At 70.4% G+C, this 15,875-nt stretch carries 9 protein-coding genes and 1 pseudogene; 2 read left to right on the top strand and 8 right to left on the bottom strand.

The window, feature by feature from the left end:
- Positions 1-37: 37 nt before the first annotated feature.
- The 5 genes from ACZ4LX_RS34100 to ACZ4LX_RS34080 form a co-directional block, all read right to left on the bottom strand.
- A complete protein-coding gene (locus ACZ4LX_RS34100; protein WP_467650825.1) occupies positions 38-1,612 on the bottom strand; it encodes a relaxase/mobilization nuclease domain-containing protein in 1,575 nt (524 codons plus the stop codon).
- Positions 1,609-2,169, bottom strand: a complete 561-nt coding sequence (locus ACZ4LX_RS34095; RefSeq protein WP_467650826.1) for a MobC family plasmid mobilization relaxosome protein — start codon at positions 2,167-2,169, stop codon at positions 1,609-1,611. The genes ACZ4LX_RS34100 and ACZ4LX_RS34095 overlap by 4 nt, the downstream gene beginning before the upstream one ends.
- A gap of 267 nt (positions 2,170-2,436) precedes the next feature.
- Complete coding sequence (locus ACZ4LX_RS34090; protein ID WP_467650827.1) at positions 2,437-3,174, bottom strand: DUF2637 domain-containing protein; 738 nt, start codon at positions 3,172-3,174, stop codon at positions 2,437-2,439.
- A gap of 281 nt (positions 3,175-3,455) precedes the next feature.
- Positions 3,456-4,997: a DnaB-like helicase N-terminal domain-containing protein gene (locus ACZ4LX_RS34085; RefSeq protein ID WP_467650828.1), complete on the bottom strand. Its 1,542-nt coding sequence runs from the start codon at positions 4,995-4,997 to the stop codon at positions 3,456-3,458.
- Positions 4,998-5,551: 554 nt separating this feature from the next.
- Positions 5,552-6,985: a recombinase family protein gene (locus ACZ4LX_RS34080; RefSeq protein ID WP_467650829.1), complete on the bottom strand. Its 1,434-nt coding sequence runs from the start codon at positions 6,983-6,985 to the stop codon at positions 5,552-5,554.
- A 29-nt stretch (positions 6,986-7,014) separates the two neighbouring features.
- Here ACZ4LX_RS34080 and ACZ4LX_RS34075 point away from each other — a divergent pair.
- Together ACZ4LX_RS34075 and ACZ4LX_RS34070 are read left to right on the top strand one after the other, a co-directional pair.
- Positions 7,015-7,704 (top strand): annotated as a pseudogene (locus tag ACZ4LX_RS34075) (LLM class flavin-dependent oxidoreductase); the annotation flags it as partial.
- A gap of 338 nt (positions 7,705-8,042) precedes the next feature.
- Positions 8,043-8,909 carry a Cof-type HAD-IIB family hydrolase gene (locus tag ACZ4LX_RS34070; protein WP_467650830.1) on the top strand — a complete coding sequence of 289 codons (867 nt, stop codon included), beginning with the start codon at positions 8,043-8,045 and terminating at the stop codon, positions 8,907-8,909.
- A 209-nt stretch (positions 8,910-9,118) separates the two neighbouring features.
- Here the strand turns inward: ACZ4LX_RS34070 and ACZ4LX_RS34065 are convergent, their stop codons facing one another.
- The 3 genes from ACZ4LX_RS34065 to cydB all read right to left on the bottom strand — a co-directional run bounded on the left by ACZ4LX_RS34065 (position 9,119) and on the right by cydB (position 15,856).
- Positions 9,119-11,041, bottom strand: coding sequence for a sensor histidine kinase (locus ACZ4LX_RS34065; RefSeq protein WP_467650831.1), 1,923 nt, complete (start codon positions 11,039-11,041; stop codon positions 9,119-9,121).
- A 62-nt stretch (positions 11,042-11,103) separates the two neighbouring features.
- A complete protein-coding gene (gene cydD / locus ACZ4LX_RS34060; RefSeq protein ID WP_467650832.1) occupies positions 11,104-14,808 on the bottom strand; it encodes a thiol reductant ABC exporter subunit CydD in 3,705 nt (1,234 codons plus the stop codon).
- A 46-nt stretch (positions 14,809-14,854) separates the two neighbouring features.
- Positions 14,855-15,856 carry a cytochrome d ubiquinol oxidase subunit II gene (cydB, locus tag ACZ4LX_RS34055; protein ID WP_467650833.1) on the bottom strand — a complete coding sequence of 334 codons (1,002 nt, stop codon included), beginning with the start codon at positions 15,854-15,856 and terminating at the stop codon, positions 14,855-14,857.
- Positions 15,857-15,875 lie beyond the last annotated feature (19 nt).

The following is a 15,875-nucleotide window of genomic DNA, read 5'->3' as shown; positions in this document are numbered from 1 at the left end:
TGTTGATGTCGCAATCCACACCGAACCCGGAAGGCCCTCACTCGTTCAAGATCACCCCACCGTGAAACCTGTCACCAACCTCCGTGGACAGAACACCTAGTTCGCGCTGGGCGGCGGCTTCCTTGAGGAGCTGGTGGGGTTTGTGGCCGCCTGCTTCGGCGTCGGCGAGGACGGTGGCGAGGGCCGGCCAGGCGGGGTCGGTGAGGATGCGGTCGGCGTGGTCGGGCACGGCCGCTCGGACGTCATGGGTCAGGGTCCGGCTGGCCTGGTCGCTCGGCCGGCGAGCGGCAAGGTTGTCGATGACCGGGACGAGCGCATGGTCGGCGGCTGTCTGGAGGTTGTGAAGGGTTTGGCGGGCTGCTTTGGCCTGGTGGGCGTGGTTCTTCGCTTCGTGCCAGCGGGCGGCGATGATCGTGGCCCAGACGAGGGCGGCGAGCAGGGCGGCGAAGGTGCTGCCGTCGGGGCCGGTGGTGGTGTGGGCGATGTCGCGGGTCGCGCGGCGCAGGGTGTGGGCGGCCTGGTGCTCGGCTCGGATCTGGGAGCGCTGGGCGCGGGCGAATGTCCGTGCTGCGGTGCGTAGTTCGGCTCGGGAGTGGTCAGGTGCCTTCTGGGCGGTGGCCTCGATGAGTTCGCCGAGTGCCGTGATGTGGGCCTGGGCGTGGGTGTCGTCAGCCATGTCGGAGTTGAGGATGTCGACGGCATCGGTGGCCTGGTGCCAGGGGGTGGTGGGGCGCTGGCGGCGTGCGGTGGGGTGTTCCTCGGGTGCGGTGGTTTCCAGGCGGGCCTTGAGCTTGGGGAGGGTGAGGTCGGGGGCGATCTTTCCGCCAGGGTGGAAGATCTGTTCGCCGTCTTTGTTGAGGTCGCCGGGGCGGCCGGCGGCGTAGCCGAGGAGGTCTCCGGACGGTCCGCGGCGGGGCTTGATCGCGATGCCGTCGGCTTCGAGGTAGGTGAGGAGTTCTTCCGTGTTGCCGGCGTGGGGGATGGCGGCGCGGATGCGGTCCTGGAGCCAGTCGCGGCTGGTCTGGTCCCAGCCGAGGTGTTGGGCCTTGTGCATCTCTGCCTGGGTGGGGCGCTTTCCGGCGGTGCGGTCGCCCTTCTTCAGCTGGCGAAGGCCGTAGTCGGTCTCGATCTGGCGGCAGGCGTCGCCGACGCGGATGCCGCTGCCGTGGAGTTTGGGGCGGCGGCCGTCTTCGCGGACGGTGGTGGCGAGGATGTGGATGTGGTCGTCCGCGTGGCGTACGGCGATCCAGCGGCAGCCGAGGTCGTCGCCGGGCGGGGCGATGCCGGCGGCTTCGACGATGCGCTGGGCGATGTCGGCCCACTTGGTATCGGAGAGTTGCCGGTCCTCGGGGGCTGCGCGGACGGGGCAGTGCCAGACGTGGTCGGTGATCTTCTTCCCGAACTCGCTGTTCCGGAGGTGCACGGGTTCGTCGAGGTGGTGGGCGAGCTGGGTGAGGGTGGCGTCCGGGTTCCGGCCGGGGTCGGGCATGCCGAGCGTGGCGAAGCCGGCGATGATGTGCGGGTCGAGGTGCTCGTCGTGGCGGCCGGGGCCGTAGAGGTAGGCGAGCAGGCCACGGGTGTTGGTACCGGCTGGTTTGATGGCGGCGATCACGCGGCCTGCTCCTTCTCCGTCTCGGCGGGGGCACGCAGGGCTCGGGCGATCAGGTCCAGCAGGTGGTGGAGCTCGTCGAGACGGTCACGTACGTCGGGCGGGGTGCGGTCGCTGTTGAGGGCGCGGGCGATCTGGTTGATGTTGACGCCGATCCGGTTGAGCTCGCGCAGTACCTGGGCGCGGAACATGTGGGTGCGGCGGCGGTCCTCGGACAGCGGCAGGTTCGCCGTGAACCGGCCGGTGATGAAGGCGAGGGCGATGTCCGCGGTGAAGCCGGATTCCCCTTTGTAGCCGTGCTCGGCTGCGGCCTCCTGGAGCGCGGCGTGCTCGTCGCCGGTGAAGCGCAGCGGTCCGACACGGACGGTCCGCTTGGTGCCGGTGAAGCGGCGGATCGTCGGCTGCACGCTCTGCGGTGCTCGTTCGCCCGCCGTCGGTTCGGTGGCGGGTGCGGGGCTAAGGATCTGCTGCTGGACGGCGTGGAGCTCGTCCTGGTCAGAGCCGCCCTCGGCCCCGACCTCCCGGCCCAGCGCCTCCTGGTGCTGGGCCGTCTCCGCCACCCCTGGGGCGGAGATCCCCGAAGACCGGCCTTGAGTCGGACTCGGGGTACTACTGGCTCCGCCCGGGTCAGCCCGTCCAAACGCCTGCCGCAAACGGTCCAAGATCCTGGACGACTTCGCCGGCGACGGACGTGCGCCGGGGGTACCGATGGGGTGGCGGTCGTGCATCACGATCTGTTTCTCCGTGAGGGGGGTGAGGAGCTAGCCGGGGCGCGGGCTGCGGGCCTTTGGGACGGGACTTCAAATTCCGGTCGGCCACGAGGATCGTCAGCTGCCGGTCGGGATGGATCCGGCCTCGGTATCGAACTCGGGCCGAAGGGCGTTCATCACTTCGGTCAGCCGTTTACCGCTGACCGAAAGTCCCTTGTCCCGTATGGCCTGCTGGACGATCGCCCGCGTGAGGCTCCTCTTCTCGGCGACGGCGATGCGGCCTATCTCAACCAGTTCATCGAGAGTGGCGCCGGGCGGTCGACCACCGCGTGCCTTGCTCTGCGGAACTGTTCGTTGGGGTTCCGGTCGCTGAACGGAACTACCGGCCACCGAATCAGGGACTTGATCAGGAACAGGAACCGGACGGTCGGTGGGCTCGGCCACGAGCTGGTGGAGCTGCCGCATCAGGACGCCGAAGGCGAGGAGGGCGGCGCTTGGCGGGACTGCGGCGACGACGTAGTCGAGCCAGTGCGCAGTGGGGGAAGCGTCGGCTCCGCTCACGCCCGCCACATTGAGCGCGATGGAACCGACCGACCCGATGGTGGTGATGGCGATGGCCCATCGGTCGGTCACCTGGCGCAGACCCGCACGGAGCATGAGCAGCTCGCCCGCGATGATGAAGGCGTCCAGGGTGGCAGGCCATGTCCATCGTCGCGCGGGGAAGCCGCTGAGCCCATGCTGCCCTGCGACCTCGGCGAGGTGCGCGTACGAGAGCCAGAAGGCGCCGATGGTAAGGGCGACGATGACCCCTCCGGCCGCCGCGAGCGCGTATCGCTCGGTGCTCTGCTTGGTCATGCCCGCGCTCCCGTCGCAGTGGCGACAAGCGCTGGGGTGGTGTCGGCCGGGGATGTGGTGACGAGCAAGGGTGGTTCTCCACGGGCTGTGAGGGCGGAGGCGTCTACGCTGCCCCCTCTCCAAGGAGGGGGCAGCGCGTACGCGCCCAGGGTGTGAATGCGCCGTTCGATGGCGCGTAAGCGTCTGATCTGCGGTTTCCCGAGATTCGTACGCGGCGGAGGCGGTGCGTACACGCCCTCGGCGGGTCGGGGCGCGTACGGCACCGCGTACGGGTCCGCCGGTCAGGAAACGGCGATCATGTGGCGGGTGACGGCCTTCCATCGGGTTGCTTGGCCGCCCCCGGTGCCGCCGCCGGCACCGGTCTCCTGGGCAGCGAGCCCGCTCTTGGTGAGGTTCTCCAGGCGACGCCGCGCCCTGGCGATGTCCGCCGCGACGGGCTTGTCCTCGCCGGTGACCTGCGTGGCGAGCTGGCGGGCGGTGAGGCCGTGGGAGCCCGCCTGCCGCAGGAGGGTCAGCGGGTCGAGGCTCGTGTCGACGCGCGACGTACCACGGGGGTGGTCGTGGATGACCGGCAGCGGGCCGATCTCGTCGTTGATGGTCTTGAGGTGATGGAGGTGGACCACCGGGTCCCCGGCCGCGCCGCTGAGGAACAGAACGCTCCCCGCGCCCGCAGTGAACCAGGCTGAACCGTAGACCTGGTCGAGGACAGGGCGCTGGGTGCGCGAGGCGTCGGGGCCCTGCTTGCGCTGGTGGTGCAGTTCGAGAAGCTCGACGCCGTCGCGCAGGAGCTGCTGGCGGGCGTTGTTGTACGCGAGGCCGGCCTCGTCGTCGGTGAGCTTGCCGACCACGTCCTTGAGGCTGTCGATCACCACGGTGTCCGCACCGTGCTCGGCGGCCAGCTCGGCGAGGAGCTGAGGCTCGGTGTTGAGCGAGGCGGGCAGTGGTCCCGACCAGAAGACCAGGCGCCGACCCAGGATGTCCCGGTCGGCCTGGTGCACGACCCGGGTGAAGGCTCGGGCGAGCTGGCTGGGCCGGTCCGCTGCGATGTAGAGGACCTTCTCCCCCTCGCGTACGGGCATGTCCAGGACCTGGGCGAGCAGGCCGAGGCGGGCGAGGACGATCTGCTGGGCGATCGTCGACTTCCCGACGCCGGGAGGCCCGACGAGCATCAGGCTTTCACCCGATGCCCAGGCCGCTTTTCCCGGCGTCCCCCACACGGGTTCGGTGGTGGTGGGGGTGTCGGTGACGAAGGACCAGCCGTCCACGGCGTACCGCTGGAGTCGCCCGCCCGAGCTGTGGCGGGCTCGGTCGGCGGCCTCGCTCAGCGATGCCGCCAGCAGGCTTCGTACCTCCGCCGGGTCGGCTCCCGGCGCGGTGGCGCCTTGGAGCACGCGCAGCGCCGTGGACTGCAGGGCACGCAGGTCGGCGTGGCTGCGGATGATGTCCGCGTAGTACGTGGCACCTGAACCCACGGTTGCCGAGGCCGCCAGGGAATGCAGGTATGGCGAGCCGCCCACGCGCGTGAGGTCGCCGGTGGTCTTCAGCTGGTGCGACAGCGCGATCGCGTCGGTCGGCGCTTCCCGCCTGCGCAGCTCCAGCAAGGCGTGCCAGATCGTGGTGTGCGCGGGACGGAAGAAGTCGCCCGGTTCCAACGCCTGCCGGACCTCGTCGATGGCCGCGCTGTGGAACATGCAGGCCCCGAGCACGGCGGCCTCGGCGTCGGCGTCGTGGGGCTGGGGGGCCGTGACGCCGATCGCGTCCTGCGGGCCGGTGTGGGGGTGAGCGGATGGTGCTTGCCACTGCGGGGTCGTACCCTGGGGCACTGAGCTTCCTTGTCTCGGGCCGATACGGACTGGCAGGTCCCGGCACCGTGTAGATCGTTTGGGCGGTCGTCTTGGGAGTAGCAGCGGCCTTGGTGCTCCAACACCGGGGCCGCTTTTCTGCGTGGTGGCTCAGGCAGCCGTTTCGTATCGCGACGCGGTCATCAGGTCGGCCAGCCGTGCCGCGCTGTGAGGGCTGATCGTCGTGGTGAAGCCGGCGCAGACACGCCGCAGGGCCTGGGCTCGGGCTTCCTCGTGTCGTGCGGTTCGGGTCGTGGTGGCGGTTGTCGGTGCTGGGGTCGCCTGGGGCGGCGGGCGCACGGGCAGCTCCTTGCGGCCGGTGCGGGGATGGCAGTCCCCGCACCGCGTGAGGTCGTCGGGCGGTCGGTTGCATCGCGCTGCGTCCAGGTGCTCCAACACCTGTGGCCGCGCGTGCCGCGCTCATGGCCGACTGGCAGGCCGTCCGAACGCGACGCCCTTAAGTTTCCGGAGGATCGCCGGTTGGGTGAACCGGCGATCTCGTGGATAATCCGCCCCCGCCCGAGCCTGCCCGGCCCTCAGAGCTGGTTCTGTTCGATGTCGATGCGGTCCCAGTCGAAGACTCCGCTCGGCTTGCCGGACGCGTCTATGACTACGCCAGCGAAGAGGAAGCGGAGCACCGCGTTGCGCCGCTCGTCCGTCATCTCGTCGGCCTCCCAGGCCGCCCTGGCCCCCGGACCCGTAAGTCCGTCGAGCAGCTTCACCGGACGTACGACCATCCGCTTCTGGGCCTTGGCGATTCGGTCGGTGATGCCCTTGCGCATCGCCCGGTACTCCGCCGTGGAGATCTCCTTGGCGGTCCACATCTGGTTGAGTTCGGCGAGCTGCCGCTGGTCCGCCTCCACCGCCTCGGTCAGGGCGTTCGTGGGTGTGGCGGAGGAGAGCCGGCCGGAGACGGTGAGGCGGCCGAGCAGGTCGATCGCGGCCTCGGTGACGAACTCCTCCAGCTTCACAGCGGCGATGCGGCGGACGCACTTCTTCTCGTCGTTACGGCTCTTGCGCGTGCACAGGTACGAGGGCACCGCCCCGACCTTGGTGCCGGACATGAGGGTGCCGCAGCGCCTGCACATGACCAGGCCGCGCAGCAGGTAGAAGCGGCGCAGTTCCAGGTTGGTCTGGTGGATCGCGGACCGGTACTCGCGGCGGGCGCGGACCTCGGCCCAGGTGCCGGCGTCGATGATGGCGGGCCACTTCCCAGCGCCGACCTCCTCGCCCTGGTGCATGCGGATGCTGGCGACGTGGCGGGAGTCGAGCAGCGCCCGGACGGTGCCCTGGGTCCACTCCTTGCCGTACACGGTCCGGATGCCGCGTTTGTGGAGGACCAAGGCGATGGCGACCGGGCTCTGGCCCTTGAGATAGCGGTCGAAGACCTCGCGGACGATCTCGGCCTCGCCCTCCCTGACGGTCATGCCGTCGGGCTCGTACCCGAACCGCCGCTTGCCCGAGTGCGGCATGCCGGTCTCGGCCCGCTCCGCGAGCGCGGATTTGAGGCGCCGGGAGGTGTCGTCGGAGGAGCGGCAGGCGTGGGCGACCTCGATGCGGAGGATGAAGCGGTCGTCGGGGTCAGAGAGGTTCCGGCGGTTCGCCTCGCCGTGCAGCACGATCTCCTGCTCGTCGGAGACCTGGAGCAGCTCCTCCAGGTCGCGCGGCTGCCGCATGAGCCGGTCGGGGTGGTAAGCGATGATGTGCCGGAACTCGCGACGCCGGGCGTGTTCGAGGAGCTGGTCCCAGCCGGGTCGCTTGCGGTCGCGGCGCCAGGCGGAGCGGCTGTTGTCAACGAAGACGTGGGCGGGGTCGATGGCCAGACCACGGCGTTCGGCAATCTCCCGGCAGATACGTTCCTGCCGGTCGACGCCGGTCTGGTCGTCATCGTCGGCCTGGGATATTCGGCAGTACAGGGCGGCCGGTTCACCCGGGGTGATGGTCGGCTCTCGGTGCTTGGGGCGGGGCATGGCACCGATCGTATGAGCAAGGCTTGGGCTCGCCGAACTTCCGGCACCCGGTCACCCTCGCCAAGGAGTTGATCTCACTCGACGACATCTCCGGCGGCCGGATCACGCTCGGGATCGGGGCGGGCGGTACCGGCTTCGATGCGAGCGCCCTCGCACACAGCGAGCAGGAACTGTGGTCCCCGCGCGAGCGGGCTGACCGGTTCGCCGAGTTCGTGCCGTTGCTCGACCGACTGCTCACGGAGGACACGGTCTCGTATGACGGCGCCTTCTACTCGGCGGGTGCCGCCCAGAACAATCCGGGCTGTGTGCAGCGCCCCCGGCTTCCCTTCGCGGTGGCCGCAACCGGGCCCCGCGGTCTCAAGCTGGCCGCCCGGTACGGGCAGGCGTGGGTGACCACCGGCGATCCGAAGCTGTACGCGTCGGGCACCCCGGAGGAGTCGGTTCAAGCGCTTCGTGAACAGGTGGAGAAGCTGACCGCCGCGTGCGACGCCATCGGCCGTGACGTGGCCGGACTCGGCAAGGTTCTGCTCACCGGATTCACCCCCGACCGGGGCCGCCCGCTGCAGTCCGTCGACGCCTTCGTGGACTTCGCCGGCAAACACCAGGAGCTCGGCTTCACCGAGATCGTCGTGCACTGGCCGATGGCGGACACCGACTTCGCGGCCGACCAGAAGACCTTCGAGGCCATCGCGACCGAGGCCCTCACCCAACTCAGGTGACCGGCCCCTCGGCCCCTCGGCAGGCTCGGCCCCTCGGCAGGCGCCGGTCGACGGGCCGAGCCTGCCGAAGAGCACGTTTCCCAGGTCAGGATGTGATGTGAGGGGCGAGTACGGCTTGGCCGAGGTGATGGCCGTCCTTCTAGCCCTCGCTGCCCGCGCCCCATCGGACAACGGCTGACCGCCCAGCCGCTGAGCCCTCCACCACCCGCTTCCGCCGAAGGTGGCGCACGAGAATCCGACGACATATGCCAGAGGAACGTTCCCCTGTTCAGAGGCGTGCGTACTCAGATGTGCGCCCCTACGCACGCCCGTGCACCCTCGTGCGCGAGAATGGACCCGTGACCTCAGCTACCGAACAGCCCGTTTCTGCCGCTCCCCGGCTGATCGCCACCGACCTGGACGGCACACTTCTGCGTGATGACAAGACCGTCTCGGAGCGCACGATCGCGGCGCTCGCCGCTGCCGAGGAGGCCGGTATCGAGGTCTTCTTCGTCACTGGCCGACCCGCCCGCTGGATGGATGTCGTCAGCGACCATGTGCACGGCCACGGCCTGGCGATCTGCGCCAACGGCGCGGCCGTCGCCAACCTGCACGCCGGTGGCAGGCTGCTGAAGGTGCGGGCACTTGAGCGGCGGACGGCCCTCGATGTCGTGCACACCCTGCGTGCGGCCGCCCCCGGCACGTCGTTCGCCGTCGAGCTGGCCACCGGCATCCACTACGAACCGGCCTACCCCCCCTTCCACCTGGACCCGGGCGCGACGGTGGCCGTCGCCGAGAAGCTGCTCCAGGAGGAGACGCCCGGTGACGGCACCCCCGTGCTGAAGCTCCTGGCCCACCACGGCGAACTTGCCCCGGACGACTTCCTCGCCCTGGCCCTCGGCGCGGCCGGCGACCGGGCATCCTTCACCCGGTCCAGCCCCACGGCGCTCCTGGAGGTCAGCGGACCGGGTGTCTCCAAGGCGAGCACGCTGGAGCTGTGCTGCGCCGAGCGCGGCATCACCTCGGCCGAGGTCGTCGCCTTCGGCGATATGCCGAACGATGTGGAGATGCTGAGCTGGGCAGGTACGTCGTACGCGATGGGCAACGCTCATCCGGCCGCTCTGGCGGCGGCCTCCGGCCGTACGGTCACCAACAACGAAGACGGCGTCGCGGTCGTCATCGAGCGGATCATCGCCGAACACGCACGCCCCCACGCGCAGCTCTGAAGGGGCCGTCCTGGCGAGGGGTGCGCTGAGAGTCGTCCCGCGCGGGCAGTGCGCTGAGGGGCTGCCTCGGGGATCGGCACACTGCGGAGGCCCGTTGCTGAGAGAGCAGCGCCCCGGCGGTCTGAGCCGAAGGGCGCATACCCGCCCGCCCCCGGCGGTCACAGCCGAGGGGCACGTCCCGTATCCACCCGGGGCCCCGGCCCCGGCCCTCAGATCGGCGCCTGCCACACCACCGTCGTACCGGCACCGTCCTCGCCGATGCCGGGCCCGAACCAACTGGCCCCACCGAGTGATTCCGCCCGGCGGGCCAGGTTCCGCAGCCCGCTGCGCCGACCGCCCGCCGGGATGCCCACCCCGTCGTCGGCGACCGAGAGCCGCACCGCGTCCCGTCCGTCGGGCAGCGTGGCGGTCGCATCGACGACCACATCGATCCGTCCCGCATCGGCGTGGCGGAAGGCATTGGACAACGCCTCCCGCAGCGCCGCGATCAGGTTCTTGCCGGTCAGCTCACCGACCAGGGAGTCGACCGGGCCGAGGAAGCGGTGGGACGGTTTGAAGCCCAGCGGGACCGCCGCCATGTTGATCTCACGCAGAACGCGGGTGCGCAGCCCGGAGGGTGCTTCGGCAGGCTCCTGCTGCAGCGCGAAGATCGCGGTACGGATCTCCTGGATCGTCACGTCCAGTTCGTCGACCGCCCGGCCCACCCCGGTCTGCACCTCCGGCACATCCGACCGTCGCTGCGCGCTCTCCAGCATCATCCCGGTGGCGAACAGCCGCTGGATGACCAGGTCGTGGAGGTCGCGGGCGATGCGGTCGCGGTCCTCGTAGACCGCCAGCCGCTCCCGGTCGCGCTGCGCCTCGGCCATCATCAGCGCCAGCGCGGCCTGTGAGGCGAACTGCGTGGCGAGGGTCCGCTCGGTCTCCGTGAACGGCCGCTCGCCCCTGGCGCGCGGTGTGACGAGCGCACCGAGCACCCGGCCTCCGCTGTGCAACGGAAGCATCATGCTCGGGCCGAACCGGTCTGCCAGCCTGGTGATCAGGCGGGAGTCGGTGGCCGAGTCGTCGATGAAGACCGCCTCACCGCTCAACAGCCGGGCCACCACTGGACTGTGCGCCGGAATGATCACTCCGAGCGAGGCGGACGGGTCTTCCGCGGAGACGGCGACGATCTCCAGCCCCCCGTCCTCCGCCGGCAGCAACACGATGCCTGCCGCGGATCCGGCGAGATGACGAGCCTGTTCGGCAACGACGGAGAGCGCGTCGTCGGCGTCTCCGCCGGACAACAGAGCGGTGGTGACGGCCACCGAGCCGTCGATCCACCGCTCGCGCTGCCTGGCCGCCTCGTACAGACGCGCGTTACCGATGGCGATGCCGGCCTCTGTGGCCAGCACACGGACCATGTGCAGGTCGTAGTCGTTGAACTCACCGCCATCGGTCTTTTCGGCCAGATAGAGATTGCCGAAGATGTCGCCCTGGACCCGGATCGGAACGCCGAGAAAGGTGCGCATCGTTGGGTGGCCGGGCGGGAAGCCCGCGAACCTGGGGTCGGACGTCAGGTCGGCCAGCCGCAGGGGGCGGGGGTCGTGAATGAGAGCACCGAGCAGTCCCCGGTGGCCGTCCGGCCGACGGCCGATCCGGCGCACCACGGCCTCGGAGACTCCGTAGGTGACGAAGTCGGAAAGACCCTCGCCCTCCTCGTCCACGACACCGATCGCCGCGTAGCGGGCGTGTGCCAACTCGGCGGCCGTCTCACAGATCCGGTCGAGCGTGGAGTGGAGTTCGAGCCCCGTGCCCACCGAGCGCATGGCTTCCAGCAGGCGCGGGACACGAGCGGTGAGTTCGGTGGACAGGCCCTGCAGGCTGCGGGTCGCCTCCGTCGCGGCGTTGAGCAGGTCCGTCGGGCCTGTCGGGTCGAGCGGGTCTGCCGAACCCGCCGAATCTGTGGGTCCGAGCGGATCGAGCGGGCCGAGCGGATCCCCTGAGCCCGATGGCTTCAACGGTTGATCCGAGTGATTCGGGTCCTTCGCGTCCTTCGCGTCCTTCGGGTCCTTCGGGTCCTTCGGGTCCTTCGCGCCCTTCGCGCCCTTCGCGTCCTTCGGATACTGCGGGTGGTTCGGATCCTGCTCTGACATACCCAGAGCGTAGTTAGTACCTTTTGTTGGGGAAAGTCGAGAGCAGTAGCCGGCCCAACATCTCAGCCATGCGCTCCCACCGGTTCGCCGGAGACGCATGCGGTATCCCGTTCGCGCGCGAGCATCCGGCGCAGCGGCCCGTCGACAGCCGCGAGGGCCTCGTACGGGCCGTGCTGTACGACAGCACCCGCATCCAGCACGATCACCTCGTCGACGGCTGCCAGCCCTTCGAGACGGTGAGTGATCAATACCGTCGTACGCCCCTGGGTGGCCGCCAGCAGGTCTGCGGTCAGGGCGTCGGCCGTCGGCAGGTCGAGGTGCTCGGCCGGCTCGTCCAGGACCAGCACCGGGAAGTCCGCGAGCAGCGCCCGTGCCAGGGCGAGCCGCTGGCGCTGACCGCCGGAAAGGCGTGCGCCGTGCTCACCGACGAGGGTGTCCAGGCCGTCCGGCAGTGCCTCCGCCCAGTCGAGCAGCCTGGCCCGGCCGAGAGCGTCGCGCAGCTCCGCGTCCGTCGCACCGGTACGGGCCAGCCGCAGATTCTCCCGAATGGAACTGTCGAAGATGTGGGCGTCCTGGGCGCAGAGGCCGACGAACCGTCGCACCGTGTCCCCGTCCAGCGCGGACGCCTCCACCCCGCCGATCCGGTACGTCCCTGTCCGCGCGTCCTGGAACCGGAGCAGGACCTGAGCCAGCGTGGTCTTCCCGGAACCGGACGTTCCCACGACCGCGATGCGCCGGCCCGCTTCCAGCGTGAGGTCGACGGAGTCCAACGCATCGTGTCCGGCCCCCGCGTAACGGGCGGACAGCCCCCGCACCTCCAGGGGAAAGGGCGACGAAGGTGCTTCGGCCGGGACGGCGGGTTCCCGCACGGGGACCGGGGCGTCCAGCACTTCGAACACCCGCTCCGCGCTCCGCTTGACCCGCTGCCGGTACTGCACGGCGACCGGCAGGCCGGCCACGGCTTCGAAGGCGGCCAGCGGGGTGAGGACGACCACGGCGAGTTCCACCCCGGCCAGTCGGCCGGTGGCCACTGCGGGGAGGGCGACGAGGGCGGCCGCGACCACGGTGAGACCGGCGATCAGGGCGCTGAGACCGCCGCCGAGCGCGGTGGCGGCCGCCGCCCGGGCGGCGATCCGGGTCAGCGCGCCATCGGCCTCCCTGGCCCGGGCCATGCGCCCCGGAAGCGCGCCCGCGACGGTCAGCTCGGCGGTTCCACCGAGCAGGTCGGTGACCCTGGTGGCCAGTTCGGCCCGTGCGGGTGCCAGGCGGCGCTCCGCGTGCCGGGCGCAGGCTCCGCTGACGAGCGGGACCCCGATCCCGGCCAGCAACAGCCCTGCGGCCAGCACGAGGCCCGCCTCCGGCAGCAGCCAGCCGGTGAAGCCTGCGGCTCCCACTCCTACGACGACGGCGGTAGCGGCAGGCAGCAGCCACCGCAGCCAGTAGTCCTGAAGGGTGTCCACATCGGCGACGAGCCGGGAGAGCAGGTCGCCGCGTCGGGTCCGGCGCAGTCCTGCGGGCGCGATGCGCTCCAGGCTTCGGTAGACGGCTACGCGGAGCTCGGCGAGCATGCGGAGCACGGCGTCGTGCGAGACGAGGCGTTCGGCATAACGGAAGACTGCCCGCCCGATCCCGAATGCGCGGGTCGCCGTCACCGCCACCATCAGATAGAGCACCGGGGGCTGTTCGGAGGCGCGGGAGATCAGCCAGCCGGAGACAGCCATGAGACCGACGGCCGAACCCGTCGCCAGGCTCCCCAGCAACAGTGCCAGCAGCAGCCGTCCACGCTGCGCGCCGGCGGCCTCCCTCACCCGGGCAAGCACGTGTCCGGTCCCCGCAGCGGTCTCCCGCAGCGCCTGGGGTTCACGCGCCGCCTCACGTACCGCAGCGGACGCGACGGCGGACCCCGCCCGAGGCACCGTGACGGACGCCCCGTCCGGTATCGCGGCAGACACCTCATCGAGCGCCCTCACGGCCGGTCCGGCAGACGCTCGCATCAACGCCTGGTCGGCCGGTCCGGCAGGCGCCGGCATCAACGCCTGGTCGGCCACTCCGGCAGGTGCCGGGGATACCAGCCGCTCAGCCACTCCGGCAGGCGCCGGGGTCACCACCCGCTCGGCCGGCTGGTCCGCCGGTCCGGCAGGCGTCAGCGTCACCACTCGGTCGGCCACCGACAGAAGCGCCGGCCGGTGGACGACCAGCAGCACGGTCCGGCCCGCCGCCAGCCGTCGTACCGCCTCGACGATGCCCGCCTCCGTCTCACCGTCCAGGCTCGCGGTCGGCTCGTCGAGCAGCAGCACCGGCCGGTCGGCGAGGAACGCCCGGGCGAGCGCCAGCCGCTGGCGCTGTCCGGCGGAGAGTCCCGCACCGTCCTCGCCGAGGAGCGTGCGGTCGCCGTCCGGCAGCGCGGCAACGAAGTCGTACGCTCCGGCATCGCGCAGGGCGGCCATCACCGCGCTGTCGTCCGCCTCGGGGCGAGCCAGCCGGACGTTCTCCGCGATCGAGCCCGCGAAGAGGTGCGGCCGCTGCGGGACCCAGGCGATCCGCTCGCGCCAGCGCTCGGGGGAGAGGGCCGCCAGATCGGTCCCGCCGACCCGCACCCGGCCCTCGTCGGGGTCCGCGAACCCCAGCACCACGTTCAGCAGGGTGGACTTGCCGACGCCGCTCGGACCGACCAGCGCGACGGTCTCCCCCTCGTCCACCACCAGCGAGGCCTCGGCAAGCGAGGGTTCGGTGCGCCCGGCGTGCCGAACGGTCACACCTTCCAGCTCCAGCCGCATCGAGCCGGGGACGTTCTGCGTACCGCCCGTACGCGGCTCGGCCTCCAGGACGGCGAAGATCTCCTCCGCGGCCGAGAGTCCCTCGGCCGCGGCGTGGTACTGAGCACCTACCTGCCGGATCGGCAGATAGGCCTCGGGCGCGAGGATCAGCACCACCAGTCCGGTGTAGAGGTCGAGCTCACCGTGGACAAGCCGCATGCCGATCGTGACGGCGACGAGGGCCACCGACAGGGTCGCGAGGAGCTCCAGGGTGAACGACGACAGGAAAGCGATCCGCAGTGTGCGCAGGGTGGCCTGCCGGTACTGCGAGGTGATGGTGCGGATGGACTCGGCCTGGGCCTTGGCCCGGCCGAAGACCTTCAGCGTCGGCAGCCCCGCGACCACATCGAGGAAGTGCCCCGAGAGCCGGGAGAGCAGGCGCCACTGCCGGTCCATCCGCGACTGCGTGGCCCAGCCGATCAGAATCATGAAGAGCGGAATGAGCGGCAACGTGACGACGATGATCGCCGCCGAGACCCAGTCCTCGGTGACGACCCGGGCCAGCACAGCCACCGGCACCACCACGGCGAGTCCGAGCTGCGGAAGGTAGCGCGCGAAGTAGTCGTCGAGCGCGTCGATCCCCCGAGTGGCGAGAGCAACCAGCGAACCGGTGCGCTGCCCGCTCAGCCAGTCCGGGCCCAGCTCCGCTGCCCGCGCCAGAAGGCGCCCGCGCAGTTCGGACTTGACGGCCGCACCGGCCCGGTAAGCAGCCAGTTCGGTGAGCCAGGAGACCATGGCCCGGCCGAGTGCGACCGCGGCAAGCAGGAGGAGAGGCGTGCGGAGGCCCGTACCGGTGAGCCCGTCCTCGAATCCGCCCACGACCACCTCGGCGACAAGCATCGCCTGGGCGATGACCAGCGCCGCTCCGGCCACTCCGAGGGCCACCACTGCCACGAGAAACAGGCGAGTGGCACGGGCGTGGCGGAGCAGACGCGGATCGATCGGTTTCACGTGAAACACCCCAGGGCGCTCGGCTCGGTCATGGCACTCACTGCGTTCAGTGCGCTTCGGCGATGTGCTGCGTACCGATTCGCCTGCGGAACACCCAGTACGTCCATCCCTGGTAGAGCAGGACGACGGGAGTCGCGATCCCCGCACACCAGGTCATGATCTTCAGCGTGTACGGGCTGGACGAAGCATTGGTGACCGTAAGGCTCCAGGCGTCGTTCAGCGAGGACGGCATGACGTTCGGGAAGAGCGTCAGGAACAACATGGCGACCGCGGCCGCGATGGTCACCCCGGAGAAGGCGAAGGACCAGCCCTCGCGCCCCGCCGCAATGGCCCCGATCGCCGCGACCAGGGCCACCACGGCGACCAGCATCGCGATCAGGCTCCAGCCGTCACCACTGTCGATCTGGGTCCAGATCAGGAAGCCCAGAGCGAGAACCGCGGTCACCACGCCCAGCTTCAGCGCCAGCCTTCGCGCCCGGGCCCGGATGTCCCCGACTGTCTTGAGTCCGGCGAACACCGCGCCATGGAAGGTGAAGAGGAAGAGCGTGACCAGTCCGCCGAGAATCGCGTACGGATTGAGCAGGTCCCAGAAGTTGCCCACGTACTCCATGTCCGCGTCGATCTTCACGCCGCGCACGATGTTCCCGAAGGCCACACCCCAGAGCAGGGCCGGGATCAGCGAGGTCCAGAAGATCGCGTGCTCCCAGTTGGTCTGCCACTTCGCCTCGGGCCGCTTCGCCCGGTACTCGAAGGCAACACCCCGCACGATCAGGCAGAGCAGGATGATCAGCAGCGGCAGGTAGAAGCCGGAGAACAGCGTGGCGTACCACTCGGGAAACGCGGCGAAGGTCGCCCCGCCGGCGCTGAGCAGCCACACCTCGTTGCCGTCCCAGACAGGCCCGATCGTGTTGATCAGGACCCGTCGTTCCTTCCGGTCCCGCGCCAGGAGCTTGGTCAGGACACCGATCCCGAAGTCGAATCCCTCCAGGAAGAAATAGCCGGTCCAGAGAACGGCGATGAGCACGAACCAGACGTCGTGGAGTTCCATCTCTCGGCTCCCTGTGTCC

Source organism: Streptomyces sp. NPDC026062 (assembly GCF_055568375.1).
Note: the sequence above shows the minus strand (reverse complement) of the source record. Positions and strands in the feature narration are given on the sequence as shown.

Bases quoted from the DNA above. Each gene is read 5' to 3' on its own strand.
- ACZ4LX_RS34065 (WP_467650831.1), bottom strand. From the start codon at position 11,041: ATGTCAGAGCAGGATCCGAACCACCCGCAGTATCCGAAGGACGCGAAG.
- cydB (WP_467650833.1), bottom strand. From the start codon at position 15,856: ATGGAACTCCACGACGTCTGGTTCGTGCTCATCGCCGTTCTCTGGACC.
- ACZ4LX_RS34080 (WP_467650829.1), bottom strand. From the start codon at position 6,985: ATGCCCCGCCCCAAGCACCGAGAGCCGACCATCACCCCGGGTGAACCG.
- ACZ4LX_RS34090 (WP_467650827.1), bottom strand. From the start codon at position 3,174: ATGACCAAGCAGAGCACCGAGCGATACGCGCTCGCGGCGGCCGGAGGG.